The organism is Nocardia sp. NPDC004278, from assembly GCF_053602975.1.
In genome coordinates this window covers 1-24,238 of sequence record NZ_JBSGEQ010000005.1, presented here as the reverse complement: position 1 = coordinate 24,238, position 24,238 = coordinate 1, and the positions used below count along the sequence as shown (strand labels likewise).

Sequence of the window (24,238 nt, the reverse complement as noted above, 5' to 3'; positions counted from 1 at the left end):
GTGCAGTGGCCATGCTCGCAACGCTACGCGGGAAGCTAACCGCCCCGTTGGACGTTCGTATGCAGTAGAAATACAAGCATGAGCGAACACGGCGACCAGCCGTGCGCCGACAGAATTCCCACAGCGCAGTCACCGGTGTAGCGCGAGACGACGCGGCACGCGGGGGTGCCGACGTGCGTGGGTAGAATTCGTGCCGACGAAGGGGTAACAGGTGAAGGATCTGGTCGACACCACGGAGATGTACCTCCGTACCATCTACGACCTCGAGGAAGAGGGTGTCGTGCCCCTGCGCGCGCGGATCGCCGAGCGCCTCGAGCAGAGTGGTCCGACGGTGAGCCAGACCGTCGCGCGGATGGAACGCGACGGTCTGCTGCTGGTCGCCGGTGACCGCCATCTCGAGCTGACCGAGAAGGGCCGCAGCATGGCCGTCGCGGTCATGCGCAAGCATCGCCTCGCCGAGCGGCTGCTCGTGGACATCATCGGGCTCGACTGGCAGAACGTGCACGCCGAGGCCTGCCGCTGGGAGCACGTCATGAGCGAGGACGTCGAGCGGCGGCTGGTCGAGGTGCTCAACCATCCGACCACCTCCCCCTACGGCAACCCGATTCCGGGCCTGGACGAGCTGGGCATCGCCCCGCCGAACGCCGCCGAGGAGACCCTGGTGCGGCTCTCGGATCTGCCGCATGGTCAGGTGCACGCGGTCGTGGTGCGCCGCCTCGCCGAGCACATCCAGACCGATCCCGAGGTCATCGGCCAACTGCGGGAGGCGGGTGTGGTGCCCGATGCCCGTGTGACGGTCGAGACCAAGCCCGGCTCGGTGGTCATCACCGTGCCCGGCCACGAGGGTTTCGAACTCTCGGATGAAATGGCCCATGCCGTCCAAGTGAAGCTGGTCTGAGGCGTGAAACTTCTGGTTACGGGTGGCGCGGGCTACGTCGGTGGTGTCTGCGCGCAGGTTCTGCTCGAATCGGGGCACGAGGTCGTGGTGGTCGACGATCTGTCGACCGGCAATGCCGAGGGCGTGCCCACCGAGGCGCGCTTCGTGGAGGGTGATGTCGCGGTCGCCGGGCCCGCACTGCTCGAGGCCGAATCCTTCGACGGTGTCCTGCATTTCGCCGCGCAGTCGCTGGTCGGCGAGTCGGTGCAGCAGCCGGAGAAGTACTGGCAGGGCAATGTGGTGAAGACCCTCGAGCTGCTGGAGGCGATGCGCCGCACCGACACCCCGAAGCTGGTGTTCTCCTCGACCGCGGCGGTCTACGGCGAACCGGAACAGGTGCCGATCACCGAGGACGCGCCGACCCGGCCGACCAACCCCTACGGCGCCTCGAAACTCGCCATCGACCACGCCATCACCTCCTATTCGATCGCGCACGGTCTGGCCGCGACCAGCCTGCGCTACTTCAATGTCGCGGGCGCCTACGGCGGCCTCGGCGAAAACCGTGTGGTGGAAACTCATCTCATTCCCCTCGTGCTGCAGGTCGCCCTCGGTCATCGCAAGGCGATTTCGGTCTTCGGCACCGATTGGCCGACACCGGACGGCACCGCGGTCCGCGATTACATCCACATTCGCGACCTCGCCGAGGCCCACCTGCTCGCCCTGGCCACCGCGGAATCCGGCACGCATCGCATCTTCAATCTCGGCAGCGGCACCGGATTCTCGGTGCGCGAAGTGATCTCGGCCTGCGAACGCGTCACCGGACTGCCGATCACTGCCCAGGACGCCCCCCGCCGCCCCGGCGATCCGGCCGTCCTCATCGCCTCCAGCAACCGTGCCGTCACCGATCTCGGCTGGCGCCCACAGCACAACGACCTCGACGAAATCGTTGCCGACGCCTGGGAATTCCTCCGGGACCTGGGTCCGCTCGCGCACAGCGCGAAGTAGGACGCTGGGCCCTACTCACCCGGTGGTCGCGCACCGACGCAACCACCGGGTGGCTCGCCTCGAGCGTCATCCGATAACCGGGCCCAGGTCGATGCCGAAGTCGGCGGCGATACCGAGGCCACAGTATGCCAAGCGGCGCAGCGTGTCCGGGCGCATACCGGTACGCAGGGAGATCTCGAGCAGGTTCGCCATGGAGTGGTCCGGATCGGCGTCCAGGGCGGCTTGCAGGGCGATACCCGCGAGGGGACCGTCGCCGCGGATGTAGGCGCTGTAGCCGAGCAGGGTCGCGGCATCGGCACGATCGCTGCCCGAAAGTACCCGCACCATCGCCACCCACAGACTTTCCGCGGCGGCGGCGTGATCGCCGATGGCCAGACCGAACAGGGCGTCGCGGACGATCCGATCACGCAGCGCGGCAGCCAATTCCGCATATTCCCGGGCGGTGAGAGCCGCCCCGGAGTCGGTGTTGGCAATCTGGGACAGCATTTGTTCCAGTGCCCGCCGGTGATAGCCGTCGGGATCGCCGCGCCGCACGGCGGCCGCATACCGCTCGTACGCGATGGCGCGGGCGCTGTCGAGATGTGCCGCCACGTGCGGCGCCAGCCCTTCATCGACGGCAACCAGATCGGTCAGCTCCGAACGAGCCCCGCGGATCGGCCGTCCCTCCAGCACATGTGCCACCGTGACCATCGAGGTGGCCGGATCCGGCAGCGTCCCATGGTGATTCGCGTCGGGCAGACTCCACCACCGCTGGTCCGCATCGATCGCGCGTACCGCCCACGCGCCCTCCAGATACACCTCCTGTGCCGCGAGCCGCCGGGCGAACGCGGCGATGAGTGTGCCCAACGGTCCGGCACTCGCGCCGTGTCGGCGTGTGCGCTGCGGTTCGTGCGCCCGGTCGTCGACGATCACCGCGAGCACCTCCGTGGCCCCCTCCGCGGCACAGATCTGCGAGACGCATTCCGCATACGCCGCCGCGAGACCCCGGCGACCGCCGTCGGGATCCAGATCGAATCGCACCACCGCATCAATGATCGGACTGTGGCCCGGATCCGGCGCAGCCCGCAACACGGCCACCACCAGCGACCGCTCCGGCACGAACCCGACCATCGCGGGCACTGCGACGATCAATTCGCCGGGATCATCGACATGCAGTGCCCCGGCGGGGCCGCGATCGCCGAACATCGGCGGCGGTTCCGCACAGGTACCCGTCGCTCGCCCGAAACCCCTTGTGCACTCCGCGGATTCCTCATCGTCGACAGCGGAGTCGAAGTCCGGCACCGAGTCGATCCCGGACCGTGCGACGGCACGCGCGTGCCCGGATCTGCGGAGGTGAACGGCTGGGCTCGAGCACAAACCAGCACGGGCGGATGGACCGTCGCCGGGGTCGCCGAGGGCGGGAACGGGATTCGTGAAAGTTGTCATGCACCGAGAGTGCGCTGCCGCGAATCCGGGCCCGAGACAGTGACCTGGGCATATCCGGACATTATTTTGCCCTGTGGAAATCGGTTGTTCTGTGGACGATTCGGCCTGCGGAGGTGAAACAGCGATAACCGTGTCGGTGCTACCTGCTATCGTCGCGCCGCGAGCTCCCGACGCCGATCGGCGTAACCCGCATTCACCCCTTCTTCACCTTCCCCACCGCCATCGTGAACAGCTCATCCAACGCCGCCGTATCCGGTTGCGCATCGCTGAACGACATGTAGGTCACCGCGATTCGCACATCGCCGATCTGGCCGGTCAGCGTCTGCATGGACTGTGTCAGGCCCGGCATGCTCACCTGCGGTACCACCGTCCGGTGCAACGCGAGGGTGTCGTCGGCGTCGATCGGCGGCGGCACCTGCAGTTCGGTGGTCACCGTCGTCGTCGCACCCGCCCGGCTGACCCGCATTTGCTGACACCGCCGCAACTGGTCGCGCAATGCCGACAGCGGCTGTCCGGTCCGGGTCAACTCGACGGTGATCGTGGCACGCGTCTCGTTGTCGGTGCCCACCGCGACGGCCGTCTGATTCGGGCCGAATTGCTGCGCGGGCGGGGCACATCCATCAGGTTGCACCGTCGAGCCGCGCCCGACCCCGGTCAGATCCCCCGATGCCTGCGCGGCCGCCTCGGGTGGCAGCACCACCGCCTCGTACCGGGCCGGGAACTGTGTGGTTTCGGGCAATAATGTCGAAAGCTGCGCCGCCACATGCTGGATCACCGCACTTGGCCCCGCGGCGACCGGATGCCCGGTCACCGTCGACGCGCACCCCGTGAGCAGCGCCGCACTCGCGGCGAGGGACGTCCACCCCGATACCGCGAATCCGCGTGGCCCCCTGCGCGTCGAATTCGGCACAGTCACCGTTTTACTGTGCCAAACTCCCCGTGCCCACCCACGATGCCACGCCGATCGTTGCGAGCGCCCCGCGAGCAGTCCCCAGCGGCGGCGGTCCGGCCGGGAATGCGCGGGACACCACCGATGTTGCCCTCTCTTATGGGTCGGTGTCGCCCGTGGTCACCGGTGTCGGTGTCATGGGGGACAATGGACAGTGGTTGACCGCCGCGAAATGCCCAACAGGCCTAGGACCTGTAAGTTCTCGGCACCATGGCGGCTCGCATAGGTGAACCGCGCAGGAAGGAGTACGCGATGGACCACGAGTCGCGAATGTACGAGTTGGAGTTCCCAGCTCCACAGCTGTCGTCCGACGATGGCTTGGGTCCGGTTCTGGTACACGGACTGGAGGGCTTCACCGATGCCGGGCATGCGGTCCGGCTGGCCACCACGCACCTGCGCGAGAGTCTGGAAAGCGAGCTGGTCGCCTCGTTCGATGTCGACGAGTTGCTGGACTACCGGTCGCGTCGCCCGTTGATGACGTTCAAGACCGACCACTTCTCCGACTACGCCGAGCCCGAACTGAATCTCTGGGCGCTGCGCGATACGTCGGGCACCCCGTTCCTGCTGCTTTCCGGGCTCGAACCAGATCTGCGGTGGGAGAAGTTCACCACCGCGGTGCGTCTGCTCGCCGAACAGCTCGGCGTGCGCCGCAGCATCGGCCTGAGCGCGATTCCGATGGCGATCCCGCACACCCGCCCGCTCGGCATCACCGCGCATTCCTCGGACCGCGATCTGATCGCCGACCACCAGCGCTGGCCGGGCGAGCTACAGGTACCGGGCAGCGCGTCGTCGCTGCTGGAGTACCGGATGGCCCAGCACGGCCACGAGTCCGTCGGATTCTCGGTGCATGTGCCGCATTACCTCGCGCAGACCGCCTATCCGGAGGCCGCGCAGACCCTGCTGGAACACGTCGCCGACAATGCTGGCCTGGAAATCCCGCTGGCGGCGCTCGGCGAGGCCGCGGCCCGGGTCCGCGAGCAGGTCAACGAGCACATCGCCGGAAACTCCGAGGTAGAGACAGTCGTGCACGCGCTGGAGCGCCAATACGACAGCTTCCTCAGCGCACAGGAACGCCAGTCCAGCCTGCTCGTCGGCGATGGTGAACTCCCGAGCGGCGACGAATTGGGCGCGGAGTTCGAGCGCTTCCTGGCCGAGCAGGGCGGCTACGACGGCGACGAGGGCGAACAGTCCAACTGACCCGATCACCCCGACCGGGCCGTAGACACCAGCCCGTAGGGTGGTCGGAGTGGATCTGACCGAACTGCTCGAGATACCGGGAACCGACGCCGACGCGCTCTACGAATCCTTCGGGGCCTGGGCCGCCGAGCAGGGCACCCCGCTGTATCCGGCGCAGGACGAGGCGCTGCTGGAGTTGGCGTCCGGATCCAACGTCATTCTCGCCACTCCCACCGGGTCCGGCAAATCCCTGGTCGCGGTCGGCGCGCACCTGTTCGCGCTGACCCGCGGTCTGCGCACCTACTACACCGCCCCGATCAAGGCCCTGGTCAGCGAGAAGTTCTTCGCCCTGTGCGATGTCTTCGGCGCGGACCGGGTCGGCATGGTGACCGGTGACGCGGCGGTGAATCCGGAGGCGCCGATCATCTGCGCGACTGCCGAGATCCTGGCGAATATGGCACTGCGCGAGGGCGCCGCCGCCGATGTCGGCCAGGTTGTGATGGACGAATTCCACTTCTACGCCGATCCAGACCGCGGCTGGGCCTGGCAGGTGCCGCTGCTGGAACTCCCGCGCGCCCAATTCCTGCTCATGTCGGCCACTCTCGGCGAGGTCGACTTCTTCGCGGCCGATCTGCGCCGCCGCACCGGCAATCCGACCGCCATCGTCGCAGGCACCGAACGCCCTGTCCCGCTGAGCTTTTCCTACGCGCGCACGCCCATCACCGAAACGTTGGAAGATCTCGTCACCACCAACCAGTCACCGGTGTACGTCGTGCATTTCACCCAGGCCGCAGCACTGGAACGCGCGCAGGCGCTGACCAGCGTCAACTTCGCCACCCGCGCCGAAAAGGACGCCATCGCAACGGCGCTCGGCGATTTCCGGTTCTCCTCCGGTTTCGGCAAGACGCTGTCGCGGCTGATCCGCCACGGTATCGGCGTACACCACGCGGGCATGCTGCCCAAGTATCGCCGCCTGGTGGAGCGCCTGGCCCAGGACGGTCTGCTCAAGGTGGTGTGCGGCACCGACACCCTCGGCGTCGGCATCAATGTGCCGATTCGCACCGTGCTGCTCACCGGCCTGACCAAATACGACGGTGTGCGCACCCGCAGGCTCAAGGCGCGCGAATTCCATCAGATCGCGGGCCGCGCGGGCCGGGCGGGCTACGACACCATGGGCACCGTCGTCGTGCAGGCCCCCGACCACGAGGTGGAGAACACCCGGCTGCTGGCCAAAGCGGGCGACGACCCGAAGAAGCAGCGCAAGGTGGTGCGCAGGAAACCGCCGGAGGGCTTCGTGTCCTGGAGCGAGGAGACCTTCGACCGGCTGGTCGCCGCCGCCCCCGAGCCGATGGTGTCGCGCTTCGCCGTGACCAACTCCATGCTGCTCAATGTGATCGCCCGTCCCGGCAATTGCTTCGACGCCATGCGCCACCTGCTCGAGGACAACCACGAACCACGTCCCGCCCAACGCCGCCATATCCTGCGCGCCATCCGCCTGTATCGCGCCCTGCGCGACGCCGGTGTCGTGCAGCAACTTCCGGAACCCGACGCACAGGGCCGTCGCGCCAGGCTCACCGTGGACCTGCAGCGCGATTTCGCCCTCGACCAACCCCTGTCCCCGTTCGCCCTGGCCGCGCTGGAACTGCTCGACAAGGACGCTTCTGGCTACACCCTCGACGTCATCTCCCTCATCGAATCGACACTCGAGGATCCGCGCCAACTGCTCATGGCCCAGCAGCACAAGGCCCGTGGCCAGGCGATCAACGAGATGAAGGCCGATGGCATCGAGTACGACGAACGCATGGAGCTGCTGGAGGAGGTCACCTGGCCCAAACCCCTCGCCGAGCTGATCGAGCCCGCCTTCGAGACCTACCGGGCCGGGCACCCCTGGATGTCGGAGTTCGCCCCGTCCCCCAAATCGGTCGTCCGGGACATGATCGAGCGCTCGATGACCTTCGCCGAGCTCATCTCGCACTACGAACTGGCCCGGTCCGAGGGCGTAGTACTGCGCTACCTCGCCGACGCCTACCGCGCGCTGCGCCGCACTGTCCCGGAAGCCGCGCGCACCGAGGACCTCGACGATATGACCGAATGGCTCGGCGAACTTGTCCGCCAAGTGGATTCGAGTCTGCTCGACGAATGGGAGCAGCTCACCAATCCGGGCGCGGAGACCGACGCGGATCAGCTCGCGTTCGGCGCGGAGTCGGTGCGTCCGATCTCGGCCAATGAGCGTGCCTTCAAGGTGATGGTCCGCAACGCCATGTTCCGCCGCGTCGAACTGGCCGCCCTGCGCCGCTGGGAGACCCTCGGCGAGCTGGGCCAGGGCCCGGACTGGGAAGTGGAGCTGAGGCCCTACTTCGACGAGTACGACGGCATCGGCACCGGTCCGAACGCCCGCGGTCCGCAGCTGTTCCAGGTGGAACAACGCCCCGGTTTCTGGCACGTGCGCCAGGTCATCGACGACCCGTCGGGCGACCACGGCTGGGCACTGGCGGCGGTGGTCGATCTTGCCGAGTCCGACGCCGCGGGCGAGGTCGTATTCGACGAGGTCACGGTAGTCGCGGGGTGATCATGGTCAAGGTGTCATCAACGAGTTAGTTAACCGGGGCTTCGCGCTGATACTCTCTCGCGCGGTGCCTGAACGACGGCCGCCCCCCAAACGACGGAGAGTTCCCTTAGATTGACCGGCTCAAACCTGCCCGAATCGCCCTATCTGGTCATCAACCCGGAGCGAGTGCGCGAGAACTATCGCGCACTCGCAGCAGCGGTACCCGGAGCGCGAATTCGCTTCGCGGTCAAGGCGAGCCCGATCCCGGAACTGATCCGCCTGCTCGACGAGGCGGGCGCGGAGTTCGACGTCGCCAGCGTCGGCGAGATCGACCTGTGCCTGCGTGCGGGCGTCGACCCGGCCCGCATGTGCTACGGGAACCCGATCAAGAAGGCCGCCCATATCGCCACTGCCTACGCCGCGGGCGTGCGCCGGTATGCCTTCGACACCGAGGACGATCTGTTGCGGATCGTCGAGCACGCGCCCGGCTCGGAGGTCGAATGCCGGTTCCTGTCCGCGGCGCCGCAGTCGACGACGCCCTTCGGCACCAAGTTCGGCTGCTCGCCCGCCGAGGCGCTGCGGCTGCTGGTGCGCGCCCGTGATCTCGGACTCATCGTCGGGGGTCCGTACTTTCATGTCGGCTCCCAGCAGACCGACCCGCGGGCCTGGCGCATCGGAATCGAGCAGGCCGGGCACATCGCTGCGGCATTGGCGGACAAAGACATTTCCGTACGCTCGGTGAATATCGGTGGCGGCCTGCCCATTTCGTACGTCGAGGCGGCGCCCGCACTCGACGAGATAGGGGCCGTGATCGCCGCGGCCACCGCCGAATACCTGCCCGAGACCGCCGGACTCGTCGTCGAGCCCGGCCGCGCGCTCGTGGGATCGGCGGGCACCATTCACGCCGAGGTCATCGGCGTGCGCATCGCGCCGGACGGACGGCGCTGGGTGTATCTCGACATCGGCCGCTACAACGGTATGGCCGAGACCGAGAACGAGTACATCGCATACCGCTTCGTCACCGAACGTGACGGAGACCCCGTGGACGAGGCGGTGGTGGCCGGACCGACCTGTGATGGCGACGATGTACTGTATCAACGCACGAAGGTCCTTCTTCCGACCTCGTTGCGAGCCGGTGATCGCATCCAGATCCTCGATACCGGCGCCTATACCGCGAGCTATTCGTCGGTGTCCTTCAATGGTTTTCCGCCCTTGACCGTTCATGTCTCGGGCGCTGAGCGAGAGTGAGTTTGCCCATGACGGCGGAATTCACCGGCTGGCATGTGCTGGCCGAGTTCGGTGGTGTCGACGCAGATCTCTGCGACGATCTCGAACGACTCGAATCGGCGTTGCGCGAGTCTCTGATCGCGGCGGGCGTCACCATCTGCGATGTCGTACACAAGAAGTTCGATCCGCAGGGGGTGACCGTCCTCGCGCTGTTGTCGGAGTCCCACGCCTCGATTCACACTTATCCGGAGTCCGGCGACATCTTCGTCGACGTCTTCACCTGCGGAAGTATCGGCGCAGGCGCGTCGAAGGCGGTGGAGATACTGCGAGATAAGTTGTCTCCCAAGGATGTTCGGATGCAGGTCATCCAGCGCGGGCACGGCTCCACACGGATCGAGGAGCCGGTCGGCAACGGCCTGACCCGCATCTGGGATCTGCACGAGGTCCTCGTCGACACCCATACTCCGTTCCAGCACATGGTGATCGCACGCACCGAACAGGGCATCAGCCTGTTCTCCGACGACGATCGCCAGTCCACGGAGTTCTCCCAGCTGACCTACCACGAGGCGATGATGGTCCCCGCCTTCGCGCTGGCCGCGAAGCTGGACAAGGTCCTCATCGTCGGTTCGGGTGAGGGTGTGGCCAGTCAGATGTCGGTTGCCGCGGGCGCGACACTGGTGGATCACGTCGATATCGATCAGCGCGAGGTCGAGCTGTGCGCCGAGCACCTGCCCTACGGCTACACCAGCGACGAGCTGACCGCCGCGGTGCGCGGTGACGGCCCGATCAAGGTGCACTACGCCGACGGGTGGGACTTCCTGGCCGAAGCGGCTGCGGCGGGTACCCGCTACGACGTCATCGTGATCGATCTGCCCGATGAGCGGGTCGAGGACGCGCAGCACAACCGCCTCTACGAATCGGAGTTCCTGTCGCGATGTCGGGCACTGCTCGCGCCCGGCGGCGTGCTGAGCGCGCAGGCCGGTTGCGCGACGATGTGGCGCAACGAGACGCTGAAGCGGTCCTGGCAGCGCTTCCACGAGCAGTTCGCCACCGTAGTGCAGTACGGCAGCGATGAGCACGAGTGGACGTTCCTGTTCGGGTTGAACGAACGGATCGACGACCCGGTACCCGCGATGACCGAGCGACTGGCCACGCTGCCCTACCGCGCCGAGACGGTCGACGCGCGGGCGCTGGTGCGCGGCGCGATCGAACCGCACGCGCTGCGCGTGTAGCAGCACCCTCGAATCGCACCGGCTCCCAAGGAATTTCACCTTTGGGAGCCGGTGCGATTCGGTGTTGCCGCGCGAAACCCATCGCGCACACCGGGCACACATTTTCCCACGTGGCACGCCTGTTGGGGTGGACGCTGCTGCGTTGCGGCGGTGCTGGTGGGCCGCTGCACCGTTGGATGGGTAATGATGTTGTCTCGTGGTGGATTACACGGTGGTCTTCGATCGGGTCCGAGGCTCGCTACTAGGTGGGGCGGTCGGTGACGCGCTCGGATGGCCCATCGAATTCCTCGAGCTGAATCAGATTCGCGAACGGTATGGCATCGAGGGGGTGCAAGGCTATCTGCCCCAGCATGACGCGGGCGCGCCGCAGCAAATTACCGATGACACCCAGATGACGCTGTTCACCGCGGAGGGGCTGTTGCGGTGCGCGCCGGGCGCCGACCCGGTGCCAGCATTGCGACGGGCATATCTGCGCTGGTTGCGGACCCAGCGACAGGACGGGCCCGCAGTCGAGGTCGACGGTTGGCTGGCGAGTCTGCCGTTCTTGTATGCCACGCGTGCGCCGGGCAATGCCTGCATGTCCGGACTGAGCCAGCAGACCCGGGGATACCTCGCGCCGTACCCGCTCGGCGAAGCTGGTCCGGTGAATCCGGGGTCGAAGGGATGCGGGACGGTCATGCGGTCGGCACCGTTCGGACTCGCCGGTATGGGGCCCGATCTCGCATTCACCGCGGCCGCGCGGAGTGCCCAACTGACTCACGGACATCCCACCGGATATCTCGCCGCGGGTGCGCTCGCGGCACTGATCGATCGCGTGGTGAGCGGTGTCGAGCTACCGATTGCGTTGCGACAGACCATTACTCAGCTCACAACCTACCCAGCAGGAGCGGAGACAGCCGCGGCGCTGAACCTGGCTGCCGAGCTGGCCGAGCAGCCAGCCAGCGCCGAACAGGTCGAGCGGGTCGGCGCGGGATGGATCGCCGAGGAATGCCTCGCCATCGCCGTGTACTGCGCCCTGTACGCGGCTCGAACCGGCGATGTGCGCAGGGCATTGCTGCTATCGGTAAACCATTCCGGTGACTCCGATTCCACCGGTGCCGTCACCGGCAACCTGATCGGCGCCACTCACGGTTTCTCTGCGATGCCGCGGGACTGGATGTCCGGGGTCGAGGGTTGCGATGTGCTGATCCAAGTCGCCGATGACCTCGTCCTGAACTATTTCGTCGGCGACCGGTCGATACTGGGTGACCGATACCCATTCGATTAGGGACTCGTGCGCAGCCACAGCGCCCATTCCGGCCTCGATCCGGCGGGATCCTCGGACGGGAATGGGCGCACAGGCCAACCCTCGGACCTATGACTGCTTGCGCCAGTCCTCGACATTCATTCCGCCGATGCCCCAATCCGTCAGCGCGACTTCATCGATCACCACGAACGTGGTCGCCGGATCCTTGCCGAGCACATCACGCAGCAGCTCGGTAACCCCTTTGATCAGCTGGGACTTCTGCTCCCGCGTGACACCCTCGTCGGTGACTTTGATATTGACGTAAGGCATTACGCAGCCCTTCCCGAGATGAACCCGCCGTCGACGGGGAAAATGTGACCGGTGGTGAATGCGGCGTCCGCGAGATACAGCACCGCCGCAGTGGTTTCGCTCACCTCGCCGATGCGGTTGAGCAAAGCCAGTCTGCCCGAGGAGGTTTCGTCGCCGTCACCGAAAATCGGTGTGCGAATGATGCCCGGGGCAACAGCATTTACCCGAATCCCGTCCGCGGCGAGCTCCGCCGCCAAGCTCGTTGTCAGCGCGTGTACGCCGCCCTTGCTGACCAGCGCCGCGGATGCGGGCAGACCTGCCAGCGCGTGGTTGATCAGCACCGTCCCGATATTCACGATGCTGCCACCGGTTTTCTGTGCTCGGAGCTGGCGTACGACGGCCTGGGTGGTGAAGTAGGTGCCCTTCAGGTTGCCGTTGAGGTAGCTGTCGAGGTCCGCCTCGGTGACATCGACGAAGGGTTTGGCTCCGAAGATCCCCGCATTGTTCACCAGCACATCCACCCGGCCGAAGCGCTCGACCGCGACGCGGACCAGCTCGGTTCCCGTTGCGGGAGAGCCGATATCGCCGACGAAGACGGCGATCCGTTCCGGCGCGCCGAGTGCGTCCGCCACTGCCGCGAGCTTGTCCGCATCGCGCCCATTGAGCACGACGTTTTCGCCGCGCTCGACGAAGGCCCTGGCGATATCGCGTCCGATCCCGCTGGAGGATCCGGTCACGATGACCGTCTTTGCGCTCACCATAATTCTCTCTCTTCCTAGTGATACTTCTTGATACGACCGGTCGTCTTGCAATAGGCGAGCGGACAGCGGAAAAGGGCCAACCCCACTCAGGCCAGGAAGTAGTCGTCCAGCAGTCGACGCAGACACTTGTGCAGCGGCTCGAGTGAACGCTCGATCTTCATTCTGATCACGGCACCCTCCCATGACTCCAGCAGCAGATCGGCCAGATCGGTGGCGTCGATATCGTCGCGAATGGTGCCGAGTTCCTGGGCCCGGCGCAGCGCCACCGCCACCCCGTCGCGCCAGGAATGCCATGCGCCGGCCAGAGATTCGCGCAGCACCGCACTACCCTCGAGCTCGCCACCGAGGTTCGCGATCAGGCACCCACCCGTGAACTCCGCCCGCACGAAGTCATCCATGAGCCGCGCGAAGAATGCCCGCAACCCGACGATCGGATCCGCTGACGACCCGAGCGCCTCGGCCAGATTCCGCTGCACGCACAGCGAATGATGGTCGATGATCGCGCGGCCGAAACTTTCCTTGCTGTCGAAGTAGTTGTAGAACGACCCCTTCGGCACCCCGACCGCATCCAGCACCTGTTTGATGCCGGTCCCGTGATAGCCGTGCGTCAGGAATCCGGCAGCCCCCTCCTCCACCAGAAGCTGCCGGGTGTCCGCACTGCGTCGCGGTCGCGCCATGGGGTTAATATATGACCGGTCGTCTTGGAATAGCAAATCGGGGCCTCAGATCGTCCGCCGCCATTCAGCGCAGTGCCGCACGAACGAGGCCAACTGCTCGGTCGCGAAGCGATCGGCATACCAATCCTCCTGCGCGACAATCGAGGTCCATACATACGTCCACACGGCATCCGCGCCGAGCGCGACCCGCCGCAACTCGTATTCATCGTCCTCGAAGGCGTCGAGCACCGCCCACTCCCCCGCATCGAGCCCGGATAGCACCACACCCCGCGCCACCCCACCCGCGGCGGGCACCAAACCCGGATAGACCCGCCCCGGCAACGTCGCCACCCGCCACCCGGCCAGTTCCGCGGCGACCAAGTCCGGGCACCGCCCGATCAACTCGACCAATACCTCGGGAAACCGCAGCGTTCCGTAGACGAACAACCGATCGGCGTCCGTCATCGCGATCGATCGACCGGTTGCCGACCGTTCGCCCAGCACGAACGCGCCCGATTCGTCCAACGGATCCCTGGAACTGTCCACCAGCGGAGGTTACGCCGCAGGGCACGCGGACGGCGGCTACCGCGAAATCGCCGCCCGCACGCGTACGGTGCCACCAGGACGCACTGCGAGAGGAAAGGCCCGCATGATCCGGCGCACGCTCGCGGCGGGGATCGCCGTCGCCACCATGATCGTCCTGGCAGGGTGCACGAATGCGGCCGACCGCCGCCCACAGGCGGATCGGCTACACGCCGAGATCAGCGCCATGCCGGGCGTCGACAGCGTCACGGTCGACTACGCCAACGACTCCACCCAGGGCACCTACCTGGACCTGACCATATCGATGCGCAAGGCTTCCGAGGCGCAGATCGCGGATGTGGTCGACTGCATCAACGCGATCAAGCGGCACGATTTCGACAACTTCCAGCAATCTGCCGACTTCACCGTCGGCGATCAACTGGAGCTGAAACTCGATGCCGCGTTGGATCCGGCGCGAATCAGTACTCGCGCCAACATGTTGCGTGAACTGGGCGCGAGCCTGCCCGGTGCCGCCATCACCTGGTCGACCTCCGCGATCGAGATCGAAAAGTCCCCGCCCACAACGGATTCCCTCGCAGCGGTGCGCACCGTCCTGGGCGGCGATCGCGCACAGGTCACCATCAGACCCGCGAACCGCGCCCCGGGGTGGACCGTCGACCTTCCGTTCAGCACCCAGCAGGAACACGACATCCAGGCCCTGCTCACCGATCTCCCGGCCCAGGTTGCCTTCGTTCACGTCACCGACGGATATATCGCGAATCTTTCCGTCGGAGTGCACAGTCCGGACACTGCCTACCAGGACCTGACCGCCATCATCGCCAGCACCCGAACCTCCGAACACCCGATGGACCTGCGTTGGAACTGGGGCAGCTACACGCCGGACAAACTATTCACCGGCAGCGTCAAGATCGCTGGATGCACTGAGCGCGACAGCGCCGCCGACGCGCACCCGGAGCGTTACCTCACCCCCGATGCCATCGCCCTCCAGGGCCGACTCCGCAGCGAATTCGAGATCTGCAACTAGCGCGCCCTAATCCACGAGATGCGCATATTTCGTGCGCAATTCGCGCTTGAGGATCTTGCCGCTCGGATTCTTGGGCAACTCCTCGGTGAAAGCGATGTACTTGGGCACCTTGTAGCCAGCCAACCGGGTGGCGCAATGGCTGACCAACTCCTCGGAGCTCAGGGTTGTTCCGTTGCGCGGCACGACGATCGCGGTCACGGCCTCGATCCAGTACGGGTGGGCCAGGCCGATGACGGCGGCTTCGGAGACACCCGGATGCGCGTAGAGCACCTCCTCGACCTCACGGCTGGCGACGTTCTCACCACCGGTCTTGATCATGTCCTTCTTGCGGTCCACTACCGAGACGTATCCGTCGGTATCCATGACGCCGAGGTCCCCGCTGTGGAACCAGCCGTCGCGGAAGGCTTCCGCGGTCTTGTCCGGGTCGTTCCAATAGCCGAGCATGGCTTGTGGTGAGCGGTGCACGATCTCGCCCACCACGCCCGGCGCGACCGGAACGCCTTCGTCGTCGACGATTCTGGTCTCGACATTGAGCGCCGCGCGACCGGCCGAGCCGGGCCTGCTCAGCTGGTCCTGCGGCCCGAGAACCGTGGCCAGCGGAGCCATTTCGGTCTGGCCATAGAAGTTGGTCAACCCGACCCTGGGCAGCCGTTGCGCAAGTTCGGTGAGCACCTCCACCGGCATGATGCTTGCCCCGTAGTAACCCTTGCGCAGCGAGGACAGGTCGTAGGTTTCGAATTCGGGACTGCGCAGCAGCGAAACCCACACGGTCGGTGGACAGAACAGCTTGGTGACCCGCTCCTGCTCGATGGTGCGCAGGATGGTCACCGGATCCGGTGCGCCGAGGATGATGCTGGTCGCGCCGAGATAGATGTCCGGGGTCAGGAAGCAGTGCAGCTGCGCGCAGTGATACAGCGGCAGCGCGTGGATCTCGATGTCATCGGCGCTCATCCCGCCGTCCACGATCGCGCTCACGTATTGCGCGATCAGGCTCCGGCTCGATAGCATCGCCCCCTTCGGCCGCGATTCGGTGCCCGAGGTGTACATCAGTTGCACGGGATCGTCATCGCCGATGGCGATATCGGGTTCGGACGAGTCGGGATGGTCCTCCCACCGCGCGATGTCCTCCCAGCCATCGGGAGGCGGCGCACCGATCCACCCGCGCACCCGAATCACGCTCTCGCCCACCTGCTGCACCGCGACCAGCGCCTCAGCGGCCAGCCCATCCTCCACGATCAGCCCGCTGGCTCCGGAGTGCCGCAGGATATAGGCGACCTCATCGCCCTTGAGCATGAAGTTGATCGGCACCGACACCGCGCCCAATCGGGCCAGCGCAAAGTACACCAGTACGAACTCCCGCGAGTTACGCGCGTAGATCGCGATCCGATCCCCTTGCTCCACACCACGTTCGGCCAACGCATGCGCCACCCGATTCACCGCCGCGTCGAGCTCGGCATATGACTCGCGCCGACCCCGCCACACCAGCGCCGTCTTCTCCGGCACCCGGGCAGCACTGCGCCGCAACAACTCCCCCAGCCCCTGACCGCGAGCACCCGCCGTGTCCATACGCCCAACCTCCTACGCAATCGCCACCACCCGACCGTCCAGTCCCACTCACCAGGAACCTCACCGCACGGACAATCGGTGGTTGTCTTCCGACACTGAACACATGTAGCAGCCGAGGATGCGCTGACACAGGTATTTCGGCACAACCGCGTAGCTGATCGACGCGGCCGACCTCGGGCGTTGCGAGGGCTGGAGCCTCGCCGCGGTCGCCGCTACCGAAGGCGCCGTCGCCGACGCTCGCCAAACCGATCTCGCCGAACAACAAAGAACCGAGCCGCCGTCAAGACGCACCTGGTGCACGCGTTCACCATGCTCGACGTCGCGCTTGAACAGGGCTGCTGCGGTTGAACAGGGCTGCTGCGGTTGAACAGGGCTGCTGCGGTTGAACGGACCTCAGTCGGCGAGATAGCGCAGCATCACCGCGGTGTTGAAGTGCCTCGTCTCGACCAATCGGAGCTGGACGCGCTTGTCCAGTGATGGGAACAGCGGTGTGCCGCCGCCGAGCACCACCGGCGAGAGGAACAACTGGTACTCGTCGATGAGCCCGTGTGGCATCAGCGAGGCCGCGAGGCTCGCGCCACCGACCTCCATGACGCCATCGCCTTCGGCCTTGAGCCTGCGGACCTTCTCGACCGCGTTCTCACTGACCAGGGTGCTGTTCCAATGGACCTCGGTGAGCGTCCGGGAGAAGACAACCTTGGGCTTCTCCGTCCAGAGCTCGCCGAACTCGCGCTCGATGCGCGACGCGTTCTCGGGCACGTGCGGCCAGTACTCGGCCATCAGCTCGTAGAGCCGACGGCCGTGCAGCGAGACCTCGATCTCGCGGTACCTGTCGTTGTGGAACTGGTGCAGTTCCTCGTCTGGGTTCGTCCAGTCGATGCTGCCGTCGCGGTCGTTGATGTAGCCGTCCAGGGACACGCCGATCCCGTAGATCAGTTTCCTCATGACCGGGTAGACCTCCTACGCGCTCGAAACTCATCGGTGGGTGCTCATCGGACCTCACCTCTTAGGATGCCGCAGCCCGCGGCTCGCCCCGCGCACCGACTCGGACTCTGCACGGGCACGCAGTCCGCCTTACCAGCACACGTCCTCAGAACCCGCAAACTACATTCGAACGGACACTCTTCTCCATAATTGTCCGTTCCGGCTTAATTCTTCGCGGTTTGTGCGGGAGGATTCGCCCGCAGCCTCCGATGCTCGCGCCGAAAAGCACTGAGCCTCTGCCCTGCCCGCAGAGACGCATCGGGATCGATCCCCCGCATCGCGCGGCGAGCAACGGTAGCGTCAAGTGGCACGACATGAAGGAGGAGTCGTGCCCGAATCGAATGATCACGATGGCCCTCAGCTACCGTCTGAGATCGAAACGTACTCTGCCGGAGCACATCTCGGGAATCTCGTCGCGACGTACCCGTGGCGGATGCCACCGATTCCCTGGCGCGGCTACGCGATGTGGGGCACCCTTACGGTCATCCTTTGCGGAACGTGGGGATATCTGGCCGGAGCCGCCGTAGGCGTGGTGTGGGCGGCATTGGTGTTCCTCATGCTGGGTATTCCGCTCGTGCTTCGCCGCCGGTCGCGGTTTATCGACATCAATGCGCAGTTGGCGCTCTATGAGCACGGCCTTGTGGTGGTGGGTTCGAACGGAACCATCCGAGTCGCACGCTACGACAGCACGCTCGCCTACCTGTACGGGTATTCGGACGACACTTTCCAGCGCGAGCCCGCTCGCCCGAAGTATTACACCGGCACCCTCACCGACATTGCGGGACAGCGCTTTCCGCTCAATGGGTTCTTCGAGACCGACTTCTGGCTACGCGGCGGGTACACAGACCCGCAGTATTGGGCTTCAACAATCCACGATGGCATCGTCAAAGCCTGCTTCGCCGCCGCCGCAGCAGAACTCGACGCAGGCGGAACCCTCGACTTCGGCCCGATCCGCATCTCCGCGACCGACATTTCCGCCAACGGCCAGGCCATCCCTTGGCCCAGTGTCCAGGGGATAAGTGTCGATGCCGGGCGAGTCGGCATAACTGTCGACGGAAAATGGAAGCCACTGAAAGGCGCAGCACTTGAATTGATTCCGAACTTCCGGCTGTTCATCGCACTCACGGACCACCGACGCCACCAAGCGAAGCCGGATGAACAAGAGCCCCACAACAACGGTGAGCCGCAAACCGACTGATCAGCCGAACGTCGCTCGTCTGCACCGCACTTGAACACAGGATTCTGCGGGCGAGTCAGATTCCGTCGTACCCGACCACAGGTCGCTGAGCAGCACCAGCGTTCCGGAGACCACACAAGTATGGTGGTCGAGGCCGTCGTCAGCGTGAATTGTCCTGGGCCGTTGCGCCAATGCCCCATACGGAGAGCGATGGCCGACACCGTTATCGCTCGCGGCAGTAACGAGACGGTCCCGTGGTGCGAAATCAGGACAGTGATCCATGCAGATCGCGCGGTAGCGGAACCGACCTGGGGGGACCCATGCACCACACCATGCCTGAACGCACTTCTCACACCCCCGGCAGGCTCTCGCGGCGGGTGGGGGTGATGCTGCTCGGTGTGCTTGCCGGTGCGGCGGTGATCTGCGGATGCTCGAACTCGTCGACGACGCCGACCCTGGGCTCGTCGGCGATCTCCGGCACGACGCCGGTCGCCGTCGCCCCGTCGGATACCTCTGGCGCGCCAGCCACCTCCGGCGATCAAGTAGCGCCGTCGCAGCCGCAGGCCCAGAGCCCGATCAATCCCTCGCAGACCGCGGCCCCGCAGCCGATCACCTCTGTCCCAACGGACACTGCGCAGCAACCGGCAACAAACCATCCGGCATCCGGCACCACCTTTGCCGGTGAGGGACTCACCATCCAGCAGGCCACCGACTTGCAAAAGTCCGTGGACGGCGGCCACCAGCCCTGGCGCCTGGACCGAGTCCAGGTCGCAAAGTCCTTCGTGCAAGGGCGATTCGGCTGGACCAGCGTGCAAACGAGCACCGACGCACCGACGGTCGTCTTTGTCACCAACCAGGACGGCAGCAAGGTCGCCCTGAACCTCGCCCAGCCCGCGACCCAGGGCGACCACGGCATCTGGGTCGTCGAGACCGGCGTGTGGAGCTGACCCCGCACAAGACCTCGAACCCTTGAAATGCGATCGGGAGTTCGGCGACCGCATCCTGTGCATAGATAACGTGCAGAACTGACCACCGGCCTGCGCAACTGAGCAGAAAAAACCGCTCGCCGACGCCCGTCTCGATGCCGAAAGATCAACGTGCCATGACTATTCCAGCATTCGCGATGCACACCGCCCGGCCGAATACATAATGTTCCGGCGGTTTTCGACGAAGAAGGTGGCTCTACCTGCCATGCGTCAGAACTGCGATAGTCCCAACACGCGATCGAGGTCACCACAAACGCGATCTTCGGACGGTCTGATAAGAGTTGTTGGACACCAATAGTTTTCGACACCGGAGAGCACGCTGCAGCACCTGCACTGACGCGGTCGGCTGAGCTCGGTCAGTGGAGTTGGCCGCCGTAGAGTTCGGTTGCGGGGATCGCTGAGCGCGGATCAGGCGTTGGGTCGCAGTCGTCGAGATGAGGAGGCCCCGATCGAAACATCACGTGTGCATGACGGGCAGACCGAGGGCGGACCGGACACTGCCACTGCGCCGGGTTCCGCGGTCCTGACAGGGACGGTCCTCGGTGTTGTGGTTCTGTTGTGCGTCCACCTCGACTGGGCTCCGTTCGTCGGGAACTCGACCGGTCCCGATCAGCTCGTTGGCCTGGTGGCCGGCGGGATTCTTCTTGGTGTTTCCCTGCTCGTATGGGCGATCAAGACGCTGTACCTGCTCGGCAGAGAGCAAGGGTGGTCCTGGAAGGTCGCCGCAGTGCCGGTGGTTGTGCTCGCGGGGCTGGTCGCTGGTTTGGTCTCTCAGCCCGCGAACTTCGACTCCGCACGTCCGGAAATGGAGATGGTCGCGGTCGAGATGCTGCACGAGGATAGACCGAATACCCGCCAAGACCTGAGTCTCGGCGGCCTCGATATCAGCTCGGCTCACCGCCGGTCCGATGGGCGCGTCTACTTCTATGACGCCGACGGGTACGTGGGCTCCACTGTCCAGGGCTGGGTCTACTCGCCTAGCGCAGAACCAGTAGGGAGTGGCGCCCAACGGTTCGAAAGGCTATCCGCAGACTGGTATTCGTTCGTCTTCACTATCGACTGAGACCCGCCGACGGCGACTCAGTACCAGGATGGTCGGACCAGATGGTCATCGTTATCGAGTTTGCGCAGAAAGCTCCACGTCCTGACTCGATGCCGTCACCGACCGCTCCGCGGCCTACCGTTGCCGATATTCCCGCCGCGCCGTAGATATCGCCGAATTTGTTATATCGAGCTCCGGCAAAGCGTCTCGAGGTTCTCACGGGCCTACGTCGGGATCGAGCTCCAACGAACTCTGATCAACGCGCGACCATGTCCTCCCCGAGGAATCCACCCGACTGGTGCCGCCACAGTTGAGCGTATGTTCCTTGCGCGCAGAGCAGCTCCTCGTGTGTCCCCTCCTCGACGACTCGCCCGTGGTCGAGCACCACCAGCCGGTCCATCCCGGCCACAGTGCTCAGCCGGTGCGCGACAACCAGCGCCGTACGCCCTTGCATCAACTCCCAGAGCGCTTGCTGCACAAGCAATTCGCTTTCCGAGTCGAGGGCGCTGGTGGCCTCGTCCAGGAGCAGGATGGGCGCGTCCCGCAGGATGGCCCGAGCCAGCGCGACCCGCTGACGCTGGCCGCCGGACAGTTTCACGCCGCGCTCGCCGATGAGCGTTCCCATACCCTGCGGCAGCGCGTCCGCGAACTCGGTGACGTGCGCGGCCTTGGCGGCCCGCAGGATCTCCTCATCGGTGGCGTCCGGGCGCGCGAACCGGATGTTCTCGCTCAGGGTCCGGTGAAACATGGCCGGATCCTGTGGCACGTAGGCGATCAGACTGCGCAGATCCGCCTGCCGCAGCCGGGCGATGTCCTGCCCGCCGATGCGTATCGTCCCGGATTGGATATCCATCAACCGCAACAGCAGTTGGGTGATGGTGGTCTTGCCACCACCGGATCGTCCGACCAGGCCTACCTTGGCGCCGCTGGGCACGTGCAGATCCAATCCGTGGAACAGCTGCCGCGCACCCCCGTGCGTGAAGTTCACTGTCTCGAAGCGCACGTCGAAGCCCTTGGGCCGCAGTGGTTCCGGATCTTCGATATCGAGCACCTTCGGCTCGTCGAGCAGCAGTTCGGTGAACTGCGCCGCCTCGGTGAGCACCGTCTCCAACCGCCGGTAGATCTGGTTGAACCGGAACATGATCCCGGTGGCGTTGAAGTAGTAGGTGAATGCCACCACGATGGCCTCCACCCCCGCATTCCCGCCGCTGAGGCCCAGCGCGATCAGCAGGCCCAGCACGTTGGTGAGCACCAACAGCGGCGTCACCAGCGTATCTATCCGCAGGTTCGCGTAATCCCAGGAGCGCAACGACTTTCGCCGCGACGTGGCGACCCGCCGCCGATGCTCGGCCGCCTCCTGCGGTTCGGCAGCGAAGGCGCGCACCACCTGCATATTGGCCAGGCTGTCGGCCACATGCCCGGAAACCTGCGCAATGGCGGCCTCCCGGTCGTCGACGAGCTTCTGACGGCGCTGGATCAAGGGCATGATGACCAGCGCGGTCACCACGATCATCCCCATCAGCACGAGCACCAGCACGGGGTTGTAGCGCCACAACACAACCGAGGCGAACACCAGCGGCACCAGTGCCGCGAGGATCTCGAAGGCGAGGGTGTCCACGAACTGTTCGAACCGAGCCGCGAAGCTGAGCGAGCGCTTCGTCAGCGAACCGGCGAAGTTGTTGTGGAAGAACGCCGCGTCCTTGGCGAGCAGCTCGTCCATGGCGAGCACGTACAGGTGCTCGATACCATAGGCGTCGACTCGGTTCAGACAGTGAATCCCGATGCGCCAGAACAGCTCCGCGAGCAGCAGGGTGCCACCGAAGGCGAGGACATACGAAGCCAGGGCCCCGAAACTCGTATCCGCGGTCACCGCGACCCGGCCGACCACCATGGCGACGATCAGCGGTGCAATGTACAGGTTGCAGATATTGCCCAGCGCAGGCGCCAGCAGCGCCGGAATCGTCGTGGCCTTGCGAGAGGCCATTTCCCGGCCATAGAAACGCAGCACCAGCTTGACCGCCGTTGCGCGTGAACTCATGCTCCCCCCTCGTCTCGAATTAACGAGCGATGCAGGTGCGCAATGATCCCGCGTCCAGGCGGGTTACCGCCAGCGAATATCCGCCGACCGCGAGCTGGGTCCGCTCGCCGGGCTTCGGGTGCTCGTAGTTCGGTCAGGGCCGGTGCCGGCCGCCGATCCGGCCGCGGGCGGATTGCAGGCCGCTGCGCGAAAGTGGTGGTTAAGAATCCGGGTGGTCGATCTACTTGTGCGAATGCGGGCGTCGTTATCCTCCTCCAGTCCGGTGTCGATGGGCGGGCTGCATCGGCGGCGGACACCGTCAGGCCGCGTGCTCACTATCGGCACGGCAGTGGCACAGTGAACCAGAGGCGGGCCCGAGCGAAGAGGAACAGACCATGAGCGGACGTACCCCCAGCCAGTGGGAAGAGCTCACTGCTGCCGACCCTGCGCATTCGACGTGGTACGTGGAGCGGTTCCGGGCAATGGCGGCCGAGGGCACGGATATTGTCGGGGAGGCGCGGCTGGTCGACGCGATGCTCGACCGCAGTGGCCGAGTCCTGGACGCGGGGTGCGGTCCGGGGCGTGTGGGTGGCTACTTGCACCGAGCTGGCCACGTCGTGGTCGGCGTCGATGTCGACCCGGTGTTGATCGCCGCGGCGGAGCAGGACTATCCCGGTCCGACCTGGATAGTCGGTGATCTCGCCGAACTGGACTTGCCGGGCCGTGGGATCGGCGGCGACTTCGACGCCATCGTATGTGCGGGGAACGTGATGACATTTCTGGCACCGTCCACCCGGGAGGCGGTGCTGACCGGGTTCGCCCGCCATCTCGCCCCAGCCGGTCGGGTGGTTGTAGGGTTCGGCGCCGATCGTGGTTACGAGTTCCCGCAGTTCCTGGCAGACGCCGAGGATGCCGGACTCACGGTGGATTTGCGGCTATCGACGTGGGACCTACGCCCATTCACCGACAAGTCGAACTTTCTAGTGGCAGTGTTCTCGCGCGCAGATTGAAGCCTGCCCCGCCCCGAGAGATCCCGCTTCTGAGTGCAGGGTCGCACAGTGTTTGTAGCAGCGATTGGGGTGGACGAATTTCCCTATGCTCCAACCGGTTCGGTGCTCGATCCAGTGGTTTACGGCAAGGGAGGCGAACATGATGCTGAGGTGTGCCTCGATCCGCTGGGCGCGCGTTTCCCAACGGCCATGCGCCCGGACCCTGAGGTCCGACGGTCGGTGGCCCAGTCGCGGGGTCCGGACTAGGACCCCGCCACCAGCTGCGCCGACCCCGCACACGTCAAGCCGCGTCGAGGGCCGCGGTGATCTTGCGGGCCATCGCCGCCACGGCCGGGCCGGGCTCGCCCTTACGGGACTGCGCGGCGGCTTCGACGGCGACCAGCACGGTGTCACGGAAGTTGTCAGCCTCACCCGGATACTGCTCGCCGAGCAGGCTCATCGCCGCGGTCAAGCTCGGCAACACCCCATCGGCGAGTTCGGCGACCGACTTGCCCGGCAA

General features: G+C 65.7%; 21 protein-coding genes and 1 pseudogene. 12 read left to right on the top strand and 10 right to left on the bottom strand.

What is annotated here, in order from left to right; genetic code table 11:
- Positions 1–211: 211 nt before the first annotated feature.
- Both ACWEO2_RS09290 and galE read left to right on the top strand, forming a co-directional pair.
- Positions 212–898, top strand: a complete 687-nt coding sequence (locus tag ACWEO2_RS09290) for a metal-dependent transcriptional regulator (RefSeq protein ID WP_354952268.1) — start codon at positions 212–214, stop codon at positions 896–898.
- Between the two features lie 3 nt (positions 899–901).
- Positions 902–1,882, top strand: a complete 981-nt coding sequence (galE, locus tag ACWEO2_RS09285; RefSeq protein WP_452404867.1) for a UDP-glucose 4-epimerase GalE — start codon at positions 902–904, stop codon at positions 1,880–1,882.
- Between the two features lie 66 nt (positions 1,883–1,948).
- Here galE and ACWEO2_RS09280 read toward each other — a convergent pair whose 3' ends face one another.
- Both ACWEO2_RS09280 and ACWEO2_RS09275 read right to left on the bottom strand, forming a co-directional pair.
- The gene (locus ACWEO2_RS09280) at positions 1,949–3,307 is read right to left on the bottom strand and encodes a DUF4192 domain-containing protein (protein ID WP_452404866.1); all 1,359 of its coding nucleotides are present in this window, start codon (positions 3,305–3,307) and stop codon (positions 1,949–1,951) included.
- Between the two features lie 193 nt (positions 3,308–3,500).
- Positions 3,501–4,223 carry a DUF5642 family protein gene (locus ACWEO2_RS09275; RefSeq protein WP_452404865.1) on the bottom strand — a complete coding sequence of 241 codons (723 nt, stop codon included), beginning with the start codon at positions 4,221–4,223 and terminating at the stop codon, positions 3,501–3,503.
- A 285-nt stretch (positions 4,224–4,508) separates the two neighbouring features.
- Here ACWEO2_RS09275 and ACWEO2_RS09270 point away from each other — a divergent pair, with 285 nt between their 5' ends.
- From ACWEO2_RS09270 to ACWEO2_RS09250, 5 genes are all read left to right on the top strand, one after another.
- The gene (locus tag ACWEO2_RS09270) at positions 4,509–5,453 is read left to right on the top strand and encodes a PAC2 family protein (RefSeq protein ID WP_354952261.1); all 945 of its coding nucleotides are present in this window, start codon (positions 4,509–4,511) and stop codon (positions 5,451–5,453) included.
- Between the two features lie 49 nt (positions 5,454–5,502).
- Positions 5,503–8,001 (top strand): DEAD/DEAH box helicase, encoded by a 2,499-nt coding sequence (locus ACWEO2_RS09265; RefSeq protein WP_452404864.1) that lies wholly within the window; start codon positions 5,503–5,505, stop codon positions 7,999–8,001.
- A 126-nt stretch (positions 8,002–8,127) separates the two neighbouring features.
- Complete coding sequence (locus ACWEO2_RS09260; RefSeq protein ID WP_452405123.1) at positions 8,128–9,228, top strand: type III PLP-dependent enzyme; 1,101 nt, start codon at positions 8,128–8,130, stop codon at positions 9,226–9,228.
- Positions 9,229–9,236: 8 nt separating this feature from the next.
- Positions 9,237–10,439 (top strand): adenosylmethionine decarboxylase, encoded by a 1,203-nt coding sequence (speD, locus tag ACWEO2_RS09255; protein WP_452404863.1) that lies wholly within the window; start codon positions 9,237–9,239, stop codon positions 10,437–10,439.
- Positions 10,440–10,635: 196 nt separating this feature from the next.
- Positions 10,636–11,706 carry an ADP-ribosylglycohydrolase family protein gene (locus tag ACWEO2_RS09250; protein ID WP_452404862.1) on the top strand — a complete coding sequence of 357 codons (1,071 nt, stop codon included), beginning with the start codon at positions 10,636–10,638 and terminating at the stop codon, positions 11,704–11,706.
- An 87-nt stretch (positions 11,707–11,793) separates the two neighbouring features.
- Here ACWEO2_RS09250 and ACWEO2_RS09245 read toward each other — a convergent pair whose 3' ends face one another.
- The 4 genes from ACWEO2_RS09245 to ACWEO2_RS09230 all read right to left on the bottom strand — a co-directional run bounded on the left by ACWEO2_RS09245 (position 11,794) and on the right by ACWEO2_RS09230 (position 13,936).
- Entirely contained in the window at positions 11,794–11,994 is a 201-nt protein-coding gene (locus ACWEO2_RS09245; protein WP_355178477.1) for a tautomerase family protein, read from the bottom strand.
- Positions 11,994–12,734 (bottom strand): SDR family NAD(P)-dependent oxidoreductase, encoded by a 741-nt coding sequence (locus tag ACWEO2_RS09240; RefSeq protein ID WP_354952252.1) that lies wholly within the window; start codon positions 12,732–12,734, stop codon positions 11,994–11,996. Before ACWEO2_RS09240 ends, ACWEO2_RS09245 begins: the two co-directional genes overlap by 1 nt.
- Before the next feature lie 86 nt (positions 12,735–12,820).
- Positions 12,821–13,411, bottom strand: a complete 591-nt coding sequence (locus ACWEO2_RS09235; RefSeq protein ID WP_452404861.1) for a TetR family transcriptional regulator C-terminal domain-containing protein — start codon at positions 13,409–13,411, stop codon at positions 12,821–12,823.
- A 45-nt stretch (positions 13,412–13,456) separates the two neighbouring features.
- Positions 13,457–13,936 (bottom strand): gamma-glutamylcyclotransferase family protein, encoded by a 480-nt coding sequence (locus ACWEO2_RS09230; RefSeq protein ID WP_452404860.1) that lies wholly within the window; start codon positions 13,934–13,936, stop codon positions 13,457–13,459.
- 103 nt (positions 13,937–14,039) lie between these two features.
- Here ACWEO2_RS09230 and ACWEO2_RS09225 point away from each other — a divergent pair, with 103 nt between their 5' ends.
- Positions 14,040–14,957: a hypothetical protein gene (locus ACWEO2_RS09225; RefSeq protein ID WP_452404859.1), complete on the top strand. Its 918-nt coding sequence runs from the start codon at positions 14,040–14,042 to the stop codon at positions 14,955–14,957.
- 6 nt (positions 14,958–14,963) lie between these two features.
- Here ACWEO2_RS09225 and ACWEO2_RS09220 read toward each other — a convergent pair whose 3' ends face one another.
- Both ACWEO2_RS09220 and ACWEO2_RS09215 read right to left on the bottom strand, forming a co-directional pair.
- Positions 14,964–16,523, bottom strand: a complete 1,560-nt coding sequence (locus ACWEO2_RS09220) for an acyl-CoA synthetase (protein ID WP_452404858.1) — start codon at positions 16,521–16,523, stop codon at positions 14,964–14,966.
- Positions 16,524–16,916: 393 nt separating this feature from the next.
- On the bottom strand, positions 16,917–17,468 hold the full coding sequence (locus ACWEO2_RS09215; RefSeq protein WP_452404857.1) for a dihydrofolate reductase family protein: 552 nt from the start codon (positions 17,466–17,468) through the stop codon (positions 16,917–16,919).
- Positions 17,469–17,835: 367 nt separating this feature from the next.
- On the opposite strand from ACWEO2_RS09215, the gene ACWEO2_RS09210 reads away from it, so the two are divergent.
- From ACWEO2_RS09210 to ACWEO2_RS09200, 3 genes are all read left to right on the top strand, one after another.
- Positions 17,836–18,705, top strand: coding sequence for a DUF6585 family protein (locus tag ACWEO2_RS09210; protein WP_452404856.1), 870 nt, complete (start codon positions 17,836–17,838; stop codon positions 18,703–18,705).
- 311 nt (positions 18,706–19,016) lie between these two features.
- The gene (locus tag ACWEO2_RS09205) at positions 19,017–19,631 is read left to right on the top strand and encodes a hypothetical protein (RefSeq protein WP_452404855.1); all 615 of its coding nucleotides are present in this window, start codon (positions 19,017–19,019) and stop codon (positions 19,629–19,631) included.
- A gap of 502 nt (positions 19,632–20,133) precedes the next feature.
- Complete coding sequence (locus ACWEO2_RS09200) at positions 20,134–20,733, top strand: hypothetical protein (protein WP_452404854.1); 600 nt, start codon at positions 20,134–20,136, stop codon at positions 20,731–20,733.
- Between the two features lie 235 nt (positions 20,734–20,968).
- Here the strand turns inward: ACWEO2_RS09200 and ACWEO2_RS09195 are convergent, their stop codons facing one another.
- Complete coding sequence (locus ACWEO2_RS09195) at positions 20,969–22,750, bottom strand: ABC transporter ATP-binding protein (RefSeq protein ID WP_452404853.1); 1,782 nt, start codon at positions 22,748–22,750, stop codon at positions 20,969–20,971.
- A 374-nt stretch (positions 22,751–23,124) separates the two neighbouring features.
- Between ACWEO2_RS09195 and ACWEO2_RS09190 the strand changes: the two genes are divergently transcribed.
- A complete protein-coding gene (locus tag ACWEO2_RS09190) occupies positions 23,125–23,739 on the top strand; it encodes a class I SAM-dependent methyltransferase (RefSeq protein ID WP_452404852.1) in 615 nt (204 codons plus the stop codon).
- A gap of 280 nt (positions 23,740–24,019) precedes the next feature.
- On the opposite strand, the pseudogene ACWEO2_RS09185 reads toward ACWEO2_RS09190, so the two are convergent.
- Positions 24,020–24,238: pseudogene (locus ACWEO2_RS09185) on the bottom strand (hypothetical protein); the annotation flags it as partial.